Genomic DNA, 16,741 nt, shown 5'->3' on the forward strand with positions numbered 1-16,741 from the left:
TTGCACGTTCCACTGCAGATGATCTGCCAGTGAGTTCAGAGTAGCGTCTAGCTCATTTCTGGACAGAAATGTTTTAGATCATTGAGTCGAATAAGCCTGACATTGATTAGAAAAAGTATCTTAGTTTATTCGGAAGCCCTAATTCGCTACGACTTTTTTGTTTCTTTATTAACCAGATTTTAATGTAGGAGCGGCTTCAGCCGCGAAGACCTTTCTAAGGAGATGGATGAAGTGCATTACTGCTGGCTTTGCCTTTACACCAATGTCCACAGTTATGCTGTTTTTTGAAAGCACACATAGCATCCCAACGACCACTAATACCACTGTATTGGCGGCGAAACTCTTTCGCTGAGGTAATCCAGGCCTCGGGTGCAATGCCAAGTTCATTGAGTAATTTAGGTTGGCTTGAGTCAATAACCCCTTTCTTATCAGGCCTAATGGCTCTGCCAGTCCAATCAATAAGTTGTAAATAATCACAGAAATGAAATGGGATACCTGATTGAGTCGCTAGATGGGCTGCACCATCAAATTGGGCAAGTGGTTTGAGTGGCTCACTCGAAGTTGATTCTGATTTATCATCATTTGGTTTAGTGTTTTTATCCGAGGTACTTAGCTCGGTAATGCGCTCCTGAATAGACGTATAATCAGATGCTTGGAGTGTGTTAGCAATCCCAGCTCTGATAGGGTTTAAATCAACATACATCATGCACGCCAAGAGTGCTTGTTCATCGAGTAAGGCTTGGCTCTTAAAACGACCTTCCCAGAAAGCGCCTTTACATTCATCCTCACGATTGGCCCTACGCGCTATCTCTTCATTGAGGCAGCGCATAAACCAAGAGATACTCGATAGACGTTCATGCCACTCAGCAATTAGACCATCAAGTAGTAACCGCTCACCCTCAATTAAGGCATCGCCATTCATGTACTTAGTCGCGACTTCATGTCCTTTAGTCACCTTACACCAAAGCTCAATTACCTCGCGGTTAGACAGCGAATTCGCTCTATCAAGGTCAATTTTCAGCACTAGATGATAGTGATTATTCATCACCGCATAGGCACAGACATCGATACAAAAAATAGCAGACAGAGCCTTAACTCTATCGACAATCCAGCCGCGTCTATGTTCGAAATTCTTGCCTGTCAGCTTATCTTCACCGCAGAGGTAAGCCCTTCTGACGCAACGATTTATAATGTGATAAAAGGGTGTCGATTCAGGGTCGATTAGTGTACGTCGAGCTGAAGTCATAGTCGCTATCCTAAACAAACTGAGTTGAGGTAACTTAAAGGTTAGTAGAGGATGCTCTAAAGCACAAAATCTATGCCTGTCCCATCTTTTGGTCCCATCTTTTGCCATCTTTTTTCATTGCATGAGGCTATAAAATCAAGTTTTTCGGAATGCAGACAGTCCGTATCAAAAAACCTATTGCATAATAAGCAACATGGCCGACTAGAGGCTCGTAGCTACCATGTCTTAAATGCTAAAGAGGTTGCAGCCGATTTTCCTGAGTGGCCAAAGCTTAAAACCTTAGGAATGGCAATGAGTTATAGGCAGGTAAAAGGCAAGGAACCGAGCCTTGAATATCGCTATTACATCATCTCAGCCAAGTTAGACGAGGAGTCATTGGTGAAGCTGTTAGGAGTCACGGGGCGTTGAGAATAACTTGCACTGGGTACTTGATGCTTCTTTAAAAGAAGATAACTGTCAGATTTATAAAGATAATGGCGCAGAAAACTGGGCCATACTGAGGCAAACATCACTAAAGATGTTGAGAGCAGAGTCAACAAAAGTGAGTATACCTACGAAACAAAAAAGGGCGTGGATGAAAACATCCTTTTTAGAAAGGGTGTTACGAGCAGGATTGTCTCAGATGAGCAAAAAGTAAACACTCATGCGGTCGCCCTGCGTCTAGCAGAGGTCATGAGCGCCATCCTTACCTAAGCAGTAGAAATTAGGTTACTAAAAGCCTAGTAGGGGATGGTCTAATTCACAAAAAGATGCGCCTGTCCTCCCTTTTTTTTATTTTATTTCTTTTCGTATGTCTATACTTATTTCGGTTTTGTTAAAATAACTGCTAAGGAATAGGGTTTAATTAAATGAAAAAAGTAACCACTGTAATATTATTGTGCACATTAATTAGTACTAGTTTATTAGCGAATAACGCTAAATATTTTAAGATTGAAACTGATAGTACAAATGGATTTATTTCTCTTTATGGAACTGCGTATGAAGATAAAACTTCACTACCAGCGATTTATTTCACTGTCTACAACAGTATGAAAATGACATGTTCCGGAAAAAACAGCGCTACTCTGATAGCTGAAGATAAGTCATCAGAAGAAGCAGAAATTATCTTTGGCACTAATTATAGTGGTGATCATCGAGAGGATTGCAATGATATATCTTCTGGAATATCAACTGTTTACTGGGTAGCTAGTCTGCCAGTCGTTTATTATTATGACGGAATAGGTTCTTTACACGGATGTAGTATGGAATTAAATAAAGATGCAACAAATTATCAATTAAGAAATGTAACTTATGATGGTAGCGACATGATTCACAGCCCATTATATAAAAAAAATTTCCCGACTCTAACGGCTTATTATCAAAAGAATGGTTCTCTTGAACTTTTTACTACCATGAAAGATCAGTTTTTAGCTTTTGGTAACATCAATGATGATAGTGATGACAATCCTACTTTTGCATATCCTTATGATTCGACGGTATATAATTGTGATCCGAGACTAGGTGTCGATATAACCGCCAGCCACCCAATTACCTATCAGTTAGACTACGAGCATTATTATAACTTTGGTCAAAAATTAGTGGGAATGAAACTGATAGAGCCTGGAATAAAAAATTTCCCTGCATACCAGTTTAAAATTAAAAATAATACTGATTATGATATTAAGCTAGCTGATAAAGGTGATAACTACTTAGCTTATTGTCAAAATCCTGAAGGGTGGCAAACGGAGGGATATGTTTTCGAGGAAGCTGCAAAATACATACAATCAGCTAGCTCTTTAGCAAGTGTAGGAGAATTTTACACAGAAGATCTAGAAGATAGAGATATCAATGACAGTGGAGCTATTCAAACTATTGTTAGTGGCGGCGTATTTAAAGATTTACAAACATATGATAGTCAAGTTACTAAGTGTGGCTCAGGCATACCTCCAACGATTGTTAATCTTGCAGATACTAATGAAAATTTAATCATTAAGAAAGGTGAAGAAACCGATGTAAGCGGACTCTTTGTATTAGAAAATTTTGATTATTTAGTTGATATTACTATTGCATATACTGAAGTTCGAACTCCATCCCAAGACGTAATTTCTTATAGCTTAACGCCAAATTCAGCTTATAAAGCTATTTCTTTTAACTCTGGTTTGCATGAAGTATTAATTACTGTAGATAGCACAAATAACATTAGTGTTGACTCATATCCAGATGTTCCCGTCGTTATTAATAATATTATGCATAAACAAGGGATTAAGTCAGGCATGGATACTACTGGGTATCCCGCGCATATCACTTCTTGGGGATTAACGGCAGATCAAGCTAAAGCTATAGTTGCTGTAGGCACTGATTCAGCTAATCCAGGTAAAACTTATTTTTTCTTAAATACAGGCAACTATTTAAGATACGATGACGCCAGTGAAGAAATTGATGAAACTGAAAGATCAACGGCTACTCATTGGGGATTGAGTGAAGATCAAGCAAAAGTGTTAGTGGGCGTTGGGACTACTTCTGAGCATCGGGGGAAAACTTATTTTTTCCTAAGCACAGGTAAATATTTAAGGTACGATGATGCCAGTGGAAAAATTGATGAAACTGAAAGATCAACGGCTACTAATTGGAACATGAGTGCAGATGAAGCTAAAAGTATTATAGGCGTTGGACTTGATAGCAAATATCCAGGGAAGACTTATTTTTTTCTCAATACTGGAAATTATATCAGATATAATGGAAAAAAAATTGATGAAACCGCAAAGGCTACAACTTCATGGGGATTAACAGAAGATCAATCCAAAGAGATTACTGCTATAGGAACTCATTCTACGTACCTCAATAAGACTTATTTTTTCTTAAATTCGGGTGAATATTTACGCTATAACGATATGTAAAATAGTGGCGTTGTTGATTCTAAGAATTTGTGGGGTCAGTGTCTGTACGCTCCCCACAAAATTTTAGATAGCTTCATAGGCGTTGCCTTCACTTTCCAATTGAAGTTGTTGAATTGCCAGTGAGTAATGTTTCATCAATAGTTTAAAACTCTTATCACCCCCCTAGGCCAATAAAGTGTAATGACAGTACATTGGCAATTTTGACAGTATTGATTTCACTTAGCCAGCCATTGATAATCAATAACATAACTAGCTTTCAAGCAGATATCAATACTCAGATTTTTCCAAATCATCAGATGAAATGTTTTCAATATTGCGGCTGCGGAATGTTGTGAAAAAGGTGCGAATTACGAGGATTTAGTGAGTATTAAGGCGTTGAATATTAACTCTGTGAGATGTGAACTAAGTTCAGCAGCTGTAAATAAGCTGATAGCCTAAAAACCTACCAGTCATTAAGAGTTGGTTATTGGGGGAACCGTAAATATTCCTGCAAGCGCATGACCATATGTGCAATGCAGCTGCTAGCCAAACCCTTGCACGCCTTAGCGAGGAAGATCTCAACATTCATCAAACCCAGCGGTTCATGGCGAGAAAAACCAGCAAAGATAAAACCCATCGAGGGATTTAGCGAATTTGGGATTGTGAGTTAGGCTTAGGTGGTGTTTTACCTTATTAGGGCTGGGTGCAGATGAGTGTAAAGGTGCGAGAGTGGTTAGGTAGCGCTAGCTTAAGTCGATTATCGTGCTTATTGAGCATGATGCTGATTTTTATCTCTTCTGGCTTATATGCTAATCAGTGGGAACAGGTTGATACTCCTTATGGAGGAGGTGTTTCCGCGGTGGGCAGCTATGCCAATGGCTGTTTGTCGGGGGCTGAAGCCCTCCCTTTATCCGGAGCAGGATTCCAAGTCATTCGTACCGAGCGACAGCGCTATTATGGTCATCCGTTACTTATCTCATTTATCACTGACTTTGCCAGTGATTTTCAAACTGATAACCACAGCGATCTATTAATCGCAGACATGTCGATGCCACGTGGTGGTAACTTTAGCCATGGTCATTCAAGCCATCAAATAGGGCTAGATGTTGATATCTGGCTTAAGCTGACACAGCAGGTATTAACAACGGTGCAGCGAGAGCAACCACAACCATTTGATATCGTAGATCCCAAGCAATTCACGCTTGATAGTCAGCAATGGCAACCACAACATACTCAGATGTTGAAACTGGCAGCTGAAGACAGCCGCGTGGCACGCATTTTTGTGAGTCCGGTGATTAAACAGCACTTATGTAATATGGAATTAGCCAATGATCACTGGCTGAGTAAAGTACGCCCTTGGTGGGGGCATACCTATCATATTCACGTGAGATTACATTGCCCTAAGGGTGATGGTAGCTGCATTAGTCAGGCAGCGATTCCTAAGGGCAACGGTTGTAATGAACTGGGCTGGTGGAAGCAACAGATGACGCAAACTAAGCCTAAATCGCCGTCTAAAAAGACAGCCAAAACCGCTAAAAAGAAAAATGAAAAGCTCAAACCAAAACAGTGTGCTCAGCTACTCCACTACAGTGCTAGTAAATAACGATTATCAGCTTGAGTATCAATAAAAAAGCCCGGCATCATTCGATGCCGGGCGTTAATTTTTTAGAACTCATTTCTCAGTACTAATATCTCTGTACTAGTTTTTCAGTTCTAATGTTTCAGTACTAGTTTATGAGCTTAATGCGTAGCCACCTTTGAGATGAGAGACCTGTTCAAACCCAAGTCGGTGCATGGCTTGCGCCGCAATCATTGAGCGGCTACCACTGCGACAAACTAATACCCACTGCCTATCTTTGTCTTGTTGATGTTGCTGAATAAATTGCACTAAGCGGGTCAATGGCACGTTCTGACTCGATTGCTTTGAGTGATTCAAGGCATATTCATGGGGCTCACGGATATCAATAATCATCACGCTATTATCTTGCTGCATTGCCGCATTAAGGCTTATTGCATCATATTCTTTTATCTTTGATTTATCGCAACTGCCAACGAAAGCGCCACAGATGATCTCAGTGCCGACTTCATCATTAAGGTTGCTGTCTAACTTTGATTTAAGCTGCTGAAAATGTTCTACAGATAATCCTTCATTGAGTACCGCTTTTAGCAAGTTGTTGCGGCCTATCTCTGCCTCTAGGCAGGTAGTGAATTCATTGTTGTAATCATGGCTGGCACAGATCAAGGTATTACTACTAATGCAGTCCCTGATCAGCTTCAGGCTATGAAACAATTCAGGGCTAGAGCTGGAGTCAAAGTTCGTTCTGCCAAGACTGCCCATCAATATGGTATCACCACAAAAAGCGTACTGAGTTTGCTGCGGTAAATTGTCTAAGGTCAGTGGCGTTGAGCACAGCAGCAAGCTAATACTATCGCCAGTATGCCCCGGAGTCGGCACTCTGACTAACTGCTTCGAACCTATGCGAATGGTTTGGTATTGGTGACCCTGGTGTTGTGTATTCTCTTGAGTGACTAGCCAACCTAATGCATCGGACTGCTGCTTTGCTAAGTAACGTTCAACCAGCAGTTCACGTCCAGACTGATGATCGGCATGGCCGTGGGTATCGATTGCAGCAACGAGCGTTAGCTGCTGACATTGCAGCAAGGTGTCGAGTCTTTGGATCAATTCAGGCAGAGGGTCAATAATCAGCGCTTGTTTGCTGGCGGAATCAACATAAACCCAAGTGCAGCTAGCACCAGAGCGTAACTGCAACAAGCCATCTAGTTGTGTCTTGTCGGCGATGTCGCTGCTGTCGTCTAATATCATGCAGCTTTGCGTGAGTGCGTTTGACGCTGTTTTAATCCGCAAACAGGCTGTGTCTACTTCTGCTTGAGTCATCGCGGGACCAAAGGACATGCGGATAGCTGCTTCACTTTGCCAAGCGGGCAACCCCATGGCGTCCAATACAAAACTTCTACTGACTTTAGAGCTGCAAGCGGAACCCGAGCTGACGCGAATGTTGGCGGCATCAAAAAGGTCCATGAGCTCTTTGCTGCTAAAACTAGGCACGGCAAAGTTGATGGTGGTGGCAACGCTATGGTTAAAGCTGTTGTTAAACACTATGTCGGGGAAACACTCAACTAAAGTAGCGGCAATCTGTTGTCGATACTTTGTTAGTTGTTCGCTGCTGGAAAATGTTGAATCGTTAGGGCACAGCAACATCTCAAATATAACGTTAAGCGCAGCCATACCTGGTAGGTTTTCAGTTCCTGAACGCAGGCCACTTTCTTGGCCACCACCGGCAATAAAAGAGGTGAATGGTGCGCTATCTCGTATATAGACGAAACCAATCCCCTTTGGCGCGTAAAGTTTATGACCACTGAAAGGCGCATAATCGATGCTGGTACTCTGCAAATCAAGCGCAGTTTTCCCTAGTGCTTGAACACAATCAACCATCCAATAGATGTCAGGGTTTGCGCTACGAATGGTATTTTCTAATGCAGATAAGTCCTGAAATACACCGGTTTCATTATTGACTGCCATGGTGCAAATCATCAGCGCGTTTGGCGCTTCTTGGCTGATAAACTCATGATCAAGTATGCCAAACTGATCAACCGGAATCGCTTTTACATTAGCCGTAATATCTAGCACATTGAGCCAGTGCTTTAAGGATTCAGGCACGGCCTTATGCTCGGTTGAACCATAAAGTACCGAATAGCTTTTATCCGCTGACATAGTGTTTTTTGCAGCCATCAGCGCCGATAAAATTGAAGTTTGGATCCCTTCCGTTGCGCCGCTAGTAAATATCAGCTTTCCCTCACCGCTGCCAAGCAAGGTTTTTGCTCTTAGGCGAGTTTGTTCCATTAAATTTTTAGCTTGTAATCCGGTGATGTGACTACTACTTGGGTTGCCAAAAAGAGTTTCCATAGCCGATAAAGCGGCAGCTGCTGCTTGAGGCAGTACGGGGGTTGTAGCATTAGCATCAAGGTAAATTTGGGTTAATTCAGTGGTGTTATTCATCTGTTTAGCTCTTTATTATTATTGTTCTATCGCCCAACGCGGCTTATAACTTTTGGGAATAACTAATATCTTGAGGCTATATTAACAGGTTGAGAGTAATGATCAAGATCACGTTTTCTCAGTCGCAGTTGTCACAAAAGGAGAGGGGCAGCGGTGACAGGCAAAGTGTGCAAGAGGGTGTAGTGAACCCTTTATATCTCAATTGTTTAGTCGATAACGATAGTTAACTTGGAGAGTCTCGGTCTATTTTAGGCAATAAAAAAGCGCCGTTTAATCGGCGCTTTAATTGGGTGTATATCTAATATTCTAAGTAATAGCTTGCTGTATTACAGGTTATTAGCTTTGACTGTCTCAATCAGGTCATCCCACTGTGGGTATTGAGCCAAGCTTTGTGGTAAATCACCCCAAGGTTGCATCGTTTGCTGCTTAAAGTCGACTGAGTCGGCCTTTCCTTGCTTGAGTTCATATAGGTAATAAAAGGCCGAAGCGCGGTAATTAGCGGCGCAATGGATCAATATGTTTTTGCCTTTATTGGCATCCATAATGGTAAAAAATTGTTCAACATTGGCAACTGTAGGCTGCTTCCAGTCAACATCTATCTGTTGATATTGCATTCCGGCGCTGGTGACTAGACTGGCTTCGTCGGCATAACCACTGGAGTTTCCAACGGGTATGAGGTTGATCACTAACTCAACACCTGCTTGCTGTAATGCGGGAAATTGAGCTTTGGTCGGTAACCCTGAAGTGATAATGCTGCCGTCATTAAACTGTACTGCTTTTATGTCTTGTAAGTTCTCATTTGCAACTTCTGCAATCGCCATTGAACTGAGTAAGCTCGCGAGTAGAAAGATAAATCTCATGATGTTGTCCCTTTTAATGGCGTACTATATTTTGACTTTTATGACGACCTTTCGAACTTGTTTTGGGGTCGCACTGGTGCCTGGCATATGCATGTCTTCTGGAAAGAAGAGGGCAAACATCCCTGCTTTAAACGGAATAAAGGCTGCTGCGTCTTTATTGGATTGGTAATCAAACTCGGCGTAATCATGTTTGGCAAAATAGGGTTTTGAGGGTGTTTGGTCTGCCAATGGTAAGTAGCCAAACTCCTCTTCACCACTAAAAACGTATTGCACATCGATATACTGCTGGTGGACTTCAAAAGGCTCCATTTCTCTGGGCTTAGTTTCATAATCGTTGACGATAACAAACAGATCCTTGCCATCGAGTTCGTATGTGCCCACCTCGAGCTGGCTAAAGTCAGTTTCACTCAGGTGTGCAAGCGCTTTAGCAATGCGAGGGCTGATGTGGCTGTATAGGTTTCGATTTGCTAGCGTGTCTACAATCATAATCTTCTCGTCTATAAGGTCGCTTAAGCTAAGCCATCGAAGTTAGCTTAAGATTTCAATAAACAGAAGTTTAGCGTTATCTGCCATTAGGCGATACAGGAGTTCACTTCAAATGTGATGCCCTTAGCTTCAAAAGCGTGTCTTATCTTTGCCGCCAGCGAAGATTTTGGCTTAAGGGGAAAGTTAATTTTGCCGAGGCTGGAATGGATAAAAAGATGATCGCCCAGTAGGCGTACCGAGTCGATGTCTTGATAATTCAGCGTCAATGTCTCGGGCATGCGGGTATCTGACTTTGTCATCATCTTAATAAAAGTGACTTCAGAGGCTGTAAATATAATGCGTTGAGTCCACAATAAATGCGTGAGCCAGGCAGTACTCAATGCCAAACTCAGCAGAATGACATAGTCGAGAATACCATTGTCGTAGCTAGAGTGAATCGTTAAGAAAGCGAGGCTAATGCCAATGACTGCATAGCCGACTCTTTGAAAGGGTTTGATGACAGTGGTATTTTCCATAATACATCCTTGTTGCTTCCATTAAAGATCAAGTTTACGCTACTCGGTAAGTAAGTGAAAAGTTAATTATTGTTTAAATGTTTGAGGTGAGAGTGTCTTCTTTACGATTCATAGCAGGTCCAAAAGCCTTTAAAACGCTTAGCAAAATGGCATGAAACCCGAACTGTTTAGCCAATTATTCGCGGCATCCGGTGGACCCAAGTGGATTGGTAATCAGAGCTAAACACCGATACAATCAATTGCAACATATGAGTCAATCAAGATAGTGAGATTTCCAATGCAATCAACTGAAAAAAAACCAATTGTAATTAGTTATTTGCGTTGGAGCACAGGTACTCAAGCATTAGGCGACAGTGAAAGGCGACAATTGAGTGTTGCATCAAGTTGGCTAGAAAAAAATGGCTATGAAATCAACGAAGATTATATTCTTAGAGACAGTGCAAAGTCAGCATTTTACTCAGAAAACTTTTCGGATGATGGTGCGCTAGGTATCTTGATCCAGAAAGTGAAAGACGGCAAAATCCCAAGAGGAACAGTACTAATTATCGAAGACTTCTCTCGGTTTTCTAGAGCTAAAGTTCGTTTAGCTCAACAGCGTTTTTTAGAGCTAATAAACAATGGAATAAGAGTTTATATAGCTAAAGACGGTAAAGAATACAATGAGGATAGTTGCGATATGACTGACTTAATCATATCAATATCAAAGATGTCTTCAGCACATGAGGAGTCGGCAAGAAAAAGCTATCACTTGAATGAGTTTTGGAAAAATGCGAGAGAGGAAGCAAGTAAAAACAATGATGGGCAGTATCCCGTTCTTTTACCATCAATGGCTCCTTGGTGGCTTAGCAAGGTCACTGGTGCTGATGGTAAGAAGTACTTTAAGCCTATAGAAGAAAGAAAAGAGGTAATTGAACGGATATTTGAATTGGCAATTTCAGGTCTTGGAAATGGTTCTGGGGGACTCGGCTCAACTCAAATAGCTAGAGTACTAGAGAATGAAGGAGTTAAGCCGTTTACGGGTGAAAGAAAAAATGCAGCCTCGACTTTTAATGATTCATACGTTCTTCGACTACTTAACGATAGGCGCTTAATCGGAGAGCACCAGCTATTTACTAACCCTGTAAACGAAACTACAGGCAAAAGAGAGCGGATACTGAGTGGTAATCCAATTGAGGATTATTTCCCTCCAGTAATTGAAGAAACTATATTTAACGCAGCCAGAGAAGAGATTGCACTTAGGGCTGTGTATCAAAAAGGCAAGGTAGCAAAGAAATGTACCAACCTATTTACTAAAATTGTAAAGTGTTCATATTGCGGTGCTTCTATGACATTATTTAGTAAAAAGGGGTCGAAGGCTGAAGGAGGTAAATGTGTATATTTGCAATGTTCCGAGGGAACTAAGTTCAAAAAGTGCGGCAACAGAGCTGTAAGATACTTTGATACTTTTGAAAAAACTATACTCAAGACTCTTACAGAGTTAGAGCTGTCACTGTTATTTGATAATTCAAAATATAACGAAGAAGATGAAAAAAATAGTATAAGAAATCAACAAAACAAAATTAGTGAAGAACTAGTAATTATTGAAACAAAAGTAAGCAATGCGACTCATTTACTACTTGTAGATACAAACGATCTAGATACAAAAAAAGCGAGAACTGAACTAACGTCAAGAAGAGCCAAGCTTCGTTTGGAGTTAACGCATTTAGAAGAAAAGTTATTCACGGTATCGAGAAGTGTCAACTATGCTTCATTTCAAGATAATTTATCACTAGTTATGGACACTTTTAATAGTGAAGATGAATTAGCTACATATATTCAACGTAGAACAATTAACACACACTTAATTGATATAATTCAGTACATTGCAATTGATGGTGTTAATCAGAGTGCTTGGGTCGTATTCGACTTAAACTATTTTAAGCAACAACTTGCAGATTCCTTTAGTTTTACAGATAATTATCTAAATCAGTGTTATAGAGAAGGTACGCTAAGTGTTTTCTCTACAGAGGTCACTGAGTCAGAGGTTGAAGCTTTAGAGGCATATAGTTCGGGGATATGTGCTCACTTAAAAATAAAGTTAAAGCGATTTAATACTGATGCACCAACATACCAAGATGTATTAAACCTTAGACGAGCGTATGAAGTTGCACCTAAAGAATTACGTGATATCAATGAAATCGTAAACTCTGCTATTAATCAAAACTGGAAAACACTACGCCGTAGAAGTTATGAGATTATCGATAATGATTTATATGACCAAATTCAATATGATGCATCAGGAGCGGCTTATCTACCGCAAGAGTGACAGCGACCTTCCAAAAATGGGTGGCTGTAAGATCAAGTCTGAGCTGCTACATCTCATTGGCTCCTCTTCTCTATGGAACGAACTATTTTGATTTTTCCATCAATCTCACAGCTTTGCTCAATATGTTCAAAGCTATGAATAATTTCTTTCTCTTGAAGCTCTTTCAGCCCTAGCTTAAACAGCCTTATGTTATTACGTTTGTAAGTTAACTCTTCTTTTTCATTACTACAATTGACTAGTTTCAAGCCATGTTTGCTTCGTTTCTCTTCAAGGTCTGTCAACTCTTTATCAGTAAGCAATAATTCTTTACCGAAAGATTTCAAAATTGCGGGAACACTGAGCGTAAACTGATTCACTGAAGCTTTTTTAGTGTTCGTTTTCCAGTTATTGGAAACGTAAGTTAAGTAAGCAAACCGCCCCGCCTGTGAGTTAATAGACAAAAAAATTGTAAGACTCGATTTTTGCTTTTTAGCAAGCTGCGCAAGATTTTGTAATTTTGGCGATATATGTATAGTGCAATCGTCACTCTGAGGGTTATAGTGAAAATCAGATATGAGAGTTATTGCCCCCCAACTATCATCATTTAATGTATAGCTGATTTGGCATTTGTTTAGTTTTAAAAGCACTACTCTCAGTTCATTCCTCAATGACTGACGCATCTTGACAGGCTTCCCGTTAACTTTATGCCTTGGCCAGCACGTTTTGATGAGCTTAGATGCAGAAAAAATTAACTTACCGTTATGCTCGCTAAAATTGTCAATTTGAGAAAAAATGTAATGGAAAACAGGATAATCTCTTAACAGATTTAACTGTGGACCATTAATTGTCATTGTTTCTAAGCCTTTGAACAGGGAAACATCATGCTCAACATCTTGATATCTCCTTTCTTCATCACTATCGCCAATCTCAATTTGATCTTTTTTCTTTCTACTTTCAGGTAAGAAAAGCGGTGACTCCAAAAATAGTTGCGGGATCTCAAACTCACCAGCTTCGATATTCACATAGTATTCTTTGCCATTTTTAGTTCTAATTTGTTGCATAATTCCCTCGATAAAATGCTCATATTTATACTGTTACATAAAAAAATAATGTTTCAATAGCTTGTTGAACTTTTTTAGATGGGCGTTTAAGAGAACATCTTGGGCGTTTAAGAGAATATATTGGGCGTTTAAGAAAACAAGGAGGGCGATTAATAGAATATTACGGGCGTTTAGCAGAACACCGTCACTAGAATAAACTATTGATAAAAAACAACAAAACTAACTAAAGGTGTACCTGATAAGTTTTAAAAATCAATTATAAGTGTTAATAAGTAATAAAATACAAATGCATATCGCTGTAATTTGTAAAGTGCTAAATCACTTTACCTAATTGAAATTGTATCTACTGACATTAAATATTTTCTCTAATCTAGTGTATTAAGAGCAAAAGCCATTCTGTGTTAAAATCAAAAGAACTTTAGAAGCTCAACTGAAAATATCTATCATTGATATTCATTAGTCATGGGCTGTACTACCCACATATAAATCTATATTTTTACCAGTATAACTTTAGATTTTCTGTTTTTAACGCCTATTTTCAACTCTCCTATCACCCCTTAGCCAAAATTTCACAGTTTACGCCTTTGTTATACCAAGATGTTTTTACATTTTTCACTTAAAACGCCTTTGTTCAACCCACCAGTAATAACCTTAAAAACTACAAATAAACCAATAGCTATTGCTTTTAATCAGACAAGCGCTTTTTATATACAAATCTCATGTTAAAACTGAAGTAAGTAAATATTAAAATATAAGACAGTAAACCTGATTTGAAACTTGAAACTCGCCAGCTTGTTTAATTTTTCTTCAGGTTACTTTAAAAGTAACAATTTTCATCACAACCAACTAGAGGAACTAATATGGATAATAAAGATATTATGAAAATAAAAAATGAACGTGATTTCCAAAATGGCATGAATGAAATATCCAAGTCAAAATATTTAGCATCAAAAAAGGCAACCGATGAAAATATTGCTTCAATTGAAGCAACGAGGGAACAACAGGAATTAGATAAAATATTTAAAAGTGCTGCAAAAAAATCAGTAGTAACAAATAAATCTAAAAATAGAATATTGAACAATTTCGCTTTTAGAAAAGATCTATCAACCATTTTCAAAAAATTCACAAGCTCACAAAATATTGAGTACAGCAAATTTATTACGATGAGATATAACACTGTCAGCTATTCTTTTCGAAAAAAAGGTGCCTCAAGTCTAGAAGCGCTTAAAAGTAGTATTTTCCATTCAACACGTTTTGTTCAAAACCGAACGCAGGAATGGTTGCCAGAACTTAGTAAGAACAACCATTATTACGTTGATGGGATGTACATGTCCCATCAAGAATTTCAATCAAATCATCGTGATCAAGTACTAGCTGATTTTGATAAAATCATTAGCATTGGAAATAATAAGGCGGATATTAATCATAGGAGTGATCTGGCCACGGCATCAAGATATAGAAGCAGTTACTTCTCAAAACTAAAAAAAATACTGCCTGATAACCACCCTTCAAAAACTCAATTCATTACTCAAATATCTAAATGGGAGACTCCTGAAAACAAGTTAGTAGATCTAACTAGTGCATCACTAAAACCACAAGTGGCAAAATTCAGAGAAACGCTGAAAACACAGTTTATTACAATGGGATTATCTAAAAAGCACATCGAAAATAAATTTAAAGTTTTCGATAATTATCAGTGTCATAGACGTAAACATATCTCATTGAAAAAAACATCTTCAAACCGTCAAGTTATAACGAGAAACGCTAGTGCAATTTTTGAATCAGTACTAAAAATTCCTCACTGCAATGGTGTCGTAATCACTGGTGAGTCAAAAAAAGAGATGTTAAAAGCTGGGGTTGAGTTTTACAAGAAGCATTTCCCTGATAATGACATTATGTTTGCTACATATCACGCAGATGAAGGAAAAAGTCAAGATTTAGAGACTGGAGCTAATTGCCATTTTTTCATAAAAGCATCATCAAATAACCCTGCTCAGAAAAGGACTTTTTCACAACAATATCTCGAAATGGCAAAGCAACAGGCAATTCATTTATACCCTGATATCTTTCCAGAATTGCTGAATATCGATTCAACTAAGAAGCAGCCCCCAAAGATAATGGTGTGTTGCGGGCAGATTACCCAGTTAAGTATGTTAATCCATTTACAAAAGACGTTTTTCAATCGTAAAAAAATTGCTTTGCGAATACTAAGCACTTCTGAAAGAAGAGAATTTTCCAACATTCAGGCAATGCTTGAAGAGTCACTACCCATTCATCTAAGGCAACAATCTAGATTTAACATGCTGCAAGACAAATCTAATGAGCTAAGTCAAAACATAGCTCTTCAATCAGAAAAGCTTGAAGAAATTAAGAACTCCACCGCCCAGCAGCAAAAAAAAATGCTTGAAGCCATCGATATTTGGAAGTTACAACCAACACCTCATTCAGCATCTCTAACGCTCTTTCAGCTTGAGATGATAGATGAACTACCTGATAGCGTAAAAATGGCTCTAGTAGAAGAAATAAAGTCATTTGAGCAGCTAAACAGTATCGATTCAGAGGCAAAACTATCAAACAAAATCAGTAAACCATAATTTTTACTCAGCTATTGCACAATAGATTTTTTATGTAACGATTAAATAAAGAAGGATAAAATTAAATGAATAAAAGTAATGATATAGAAAATATAAAACAAGCTTTAACGTACTTGGCTAAAGCAGAAAGAATCACTACCGACCCTAAGATTATTCTAGGCTTAGAGCTAGAGTTAAACACTCTATCAACTGTTATCAAGAAAGATTTACTTAGGAGGGTAAATGATGAGAATTAAGCATCAAAATCCAACTACAGATATCCATTTTATTGAAAACGGGATTTACCACCTTGCTCAGATAGAAGATCTAATTGAAAAGCCATCAGTGATCATGATGATTCAGCGATTAGAAAAGCTCATTAACTCTGATGATGACCTTTCAGCCCCTAAAAGAGCTTGTATCGAATACGAAAATTCAGATGATGTTAAGCGTAACTTAGAATTAATAAAGTTCGAAAAAAGAAACAGCAAAAGCTCAGGTAAGTCAGGAGGCAGTTTCAATGGCAGACCTCAGCGTTAGCTTCCAACGCTCTATCAACCTGATTGAACGGCATTTTCACCGCCACTCAGAACGCATAAATGAGCTAGGCAAAGAGCAAGACTTTAGCCTTGAGTATTTCATTCATTTTTATAAGGTATTACTGATGGAAGAGATTCAGCAGATCTTTGAGATGGATGATGATGAGTTTGCTTCACTGGTTCAAACTAGAGCATTTCAATCTAAGATCATCAATTTGCTAGAAAAAGTAATCATGATGTTGGCGAATAAAGCACTAGATGTGAGGCTTTATCCACCAATGAATAGATACCCAAAAGTTTAGCT

At 39.0% G+C, this 16,741-nt stretch carries 13 protein-coding genes and 1 pseudogene; 8 read left to right on the top strand and 6 right to left on the bottom strand.

Annotated features, from left to right (window positions below; genetic code table 11):
* Positions 1-214: 214 nt before the first annotated feature.
* Positions 215-1,246: a transposase gene (locus L2755_RS20275; protein WP_248982491.1), complete on the bottom strand. Its 1,032-nt coding sequence runs from the start codon at positions 1,244-1,246 to the stop codon at positions 215-217.
* A gap of 192 nt (positions 1,247-1,438) precedes the next feature.
* On the opposite strand from L2755_RS20275, the pseudogene L2755_RS20280 reads away from it, so the two are divergent.
* From L2755_RS20280 to mepA, 3 genes and pseudogenes are all read left to right on the top strand, one after another.
* Positions 1,439-1,883 (top strand): annotated as a pseudogene (locus L2755_RS20280) (ISAs1 family transposase); the annotation flags it as partial.
* Between the two features lie 211 nt (positions 1,884-2,094).
* On the top strand, positions 2,095-4,122 hold the full coding sequence (locus L2755_RS20285; RefSeq protein WP_248982492.1) for a hypothetical protein: 2,028 nt from the start codon (positions 2,095-2,097) through the stop codon (positions 4,120-4,122).
* Between the two features lie 688 nt (positions 4,123-4,810).
* On the top strand, positions 4,811-5,704 hold the full coding sequence (gene mepA / locus L2755_RS20290) for a penicillin-insensitive murein endopeptidase (protein WP_248982493.1): 894 nt from the start codon (positions 4,811-4,813) through the stop codon (positions 5,702-5,704).
* A 129-nt stretch (positions 5,705-5,833) separates the two neighbouring features.
* On the opposite strand, the gene L2755_RS20295 is transcribed toward mepA, so the two are convergent.
* The 4 genes from L2755_RS20295 to L2755_RS20310 form a co-directional block, all read right to left on the bottom strand.
* Positions 5,834-8,119: an aminotransferase class V-fold PLP-dependent enzyme gene (locus L2755_RS20295; protein WP_248982494.1), complete on the bottom strand. Its 2,286-nt coding sequence runs from the start codon at positions 8,117-8,119 to the stop codon at positions 5,834-5,836.
* A 326-nt stretch (positions 8,120-8,445) separates the two neighbouring features.
* A complete protein-coding gene (locus L2755_RS20300) occupies positions 8,446-8,979 on the bottom strand; it encodes a protein tyrosine phosphatase family protein (RefSeq protein ID WP_248982495.1) in 534 nt (177 codons plus the stop codon).
* Between the two features lie 24 nt (positions 8,980-9,003).
* On the bottom strand, positions 9,004-9,465 hold the full coding sequence (locus tag L2755_RS20305) for a NanQ anomerase/TabA/YiaL family protein (protein WP_248982496.1): 462 nt from the start codon (positions 9,463-9,465) through the stop codon (positions 9,004-9,006).
* Between the two features lie 86 nt (positions 9,466-9,551).
* Positions 9,552-9,980 (bottom strand): hypothetical protein, encoded by a 429-nt coding sequence (locus L2755_RS20310; protein WP_248982497.1) that lies wholly within the window; start codon positions 9,978-9,980, stop codon positions 9,552-9,554.
* A 277-nt stretch (positions 9,981-10,257) separates the two neighbouring features.
* Here L2755_RS20310 and L2755_RS20320 point away from each other — a divergent pair, with 277 nt between their 5' ends.
* Positions 10,258-12,285, top strand: a complete 2,028-nt coding sequence (locus L2755_RS20320) for a recombinase family protein (protein ID WP_248982498.1) — start codon at positions 10,258-10,260, stop codon at positions 12,283-12,285.
* A 53-nt stretch (positions 12,286-12,338) separates the two neighbouring features.
* Here the strand turns inward: L2755_RS20320 and L2755_RS20325 are convergent, their stop codons facing one another.
* On the bottom strand, positions 12,339-13,325 hold the full coding sequence (locus L2755_RS20325) for a hypothetical protein (protein WP_248982499.1): 987 nt from the start codon (positions 13,323-13,325) through the stop codon (positions 12,339-12,341).
* 860 nt (positions 13,326-14,185) lie between these two features.
* On the opposite strand from L2755_RS20325, the gene L2755_RS20330 reads away from it, so the two are divergent.
* From L2755_RS20330 to L2755_RS20345, 4 genes are all read left to right on the top strand, one after another.
* Positions 14,186-15,919: a hypothetical protein gene (locus L2755_RS20330; protein WP_248982500.1), complete on the top strand. Its 1,734-nt coding sequence runs from the start codon at positions 14,186-14,188 to the stop codon at positions 15,917-15,919.
* Positions 15,920-15,984: 65 nt separating this feature from the next.
* The gene (locus L2755_RS20335) at positions 15,985-16,155 is read left to right on the top strand and encodes a hypothetical protein (RefSeq protein WP_248982501.1); all 171 of its coding nucleotides are present in this window, start codon (positions 15,985-15,987) and stop codon (positions 16,153-16,155) included.
* Entirely contained in the window at positions 16,142-16,438 is a 297-nt protein-coding gene (locus tag L2755_RS20340) for a hypothetical protein (protein WP_248982502.1), read from the top strand. The genes L2755_RS20335 and L2755_RS20340 overlap by 14 nt, the downstream gene beginning before the upstream one ends.
* Positions 16,419-16,739, top strand: a complete 321-nt coding sequence (locus tag L2755_RS20345) for a hypothetical protein (RefSeq protein ID WP_248982503.1) — start codon at positions 16,419-16,421, stop codon at positions 16,737-16,739. Before L2755_RS20340 ends, L2755_RS20345 begins: the two co-directional genes overlap by 20 nt.
* The last annotated feature ends 2 nt before the right edge of the window (positions 16,740-16,741 follow it).

Source organism: Shewanella abyssi (genome assembly GCF_023284025.1).
Lineage (GTDB): Bacteria > Pseudomonadota > Gammaproteobacteria > Enterobacterales > Shewanellaceae > Shewanella > Shewanella abyssi.

Coding starts and splice junctions, on each gene's coding strand:
- L2755_RS20275 (WP_248982491.1), bottom strand. CDS start 1,246: ATGACTTCAGCTCGACGTACACTAATCGACCCTGAATCGACACCCTTT.
- L2755_RS20285 (WP_248982492.1), top strand. CDS start 2,095: ATGAAAAAAGTAACCACTGTAATATTATTGTGCACATTAATTAGTACT.
- mepA (WP_248982493.1), top strand. CDS start 4,811: ATGAGTGTAAAGGTGCGAGAGTGGTTAGGTAGCGCTAGCTTAAGTCGA.
- L2755_RS20295 (WP_248982494.1), bottom strand. CDS start 8,119: ATGAATAACACCACTGAATTAACCCAAATTTACCTTGATGCTAATGCT.
- L2755_RS20300 (WP_248982495.1), bottom strand. CDS start 8,979: ATGAGATTTATCTTTCTACTCGCGAGCTTACTCAGTTCAATGGCGATT.
- L2755_RS20305 (WP_248982496.1), bottom strand. CDS start 9,465: ATGATTGTAGACACGCTAGCAAATCGAAACCTATACAGCCACATCAGC.
- L2755_RS20310 (WP_248982497.1), bottom strand. CDS start 9,980: ATGGAAAATACCACTGTCATCAAACCCTTTCAAAGAGTCGGCTATGCA.
- L2755_RS20320 (WP_248982498.1), top strand. CDS start 10,258: ATGCAATCAACTGAAAAAAAACCAATTGTAATTAGTTATTTGCGTTGG.
- L2755_RS20325 (WP_248982499.1), bottom strand. CDS start 13,325: ATGCAACAAATTAGAACTAAAAATGGCAAAGAATACTATGTGAATATC.
- L2755_RS20330 (WP_248982500.1), top strand. CDS start 14,186: ATGGATAATAAAGATATTATGAAAATAAAAAATGAACGTGATTTCCAA.
- L2755_RS20335 (WP_248982501.1), top strand. CDS start 15,985: ATGAATAAAAGTAATGATATAGAAAATATAAAACAAGCTTTAACGTAC.
- L2755_RS20340 (WP_248982502.1), top strand. CDS start 16,142: ATGATGAGAATTAAGCATCAAAATCCAACTACAGATATCCATTTTATT.
- L2755_RS20345 (WP_248982503.1), top strand. CDS start 16,419: ATGGCAGACCTCAGCGTTAGCTTCCAACGCTCTATCAACCTGATTGAA.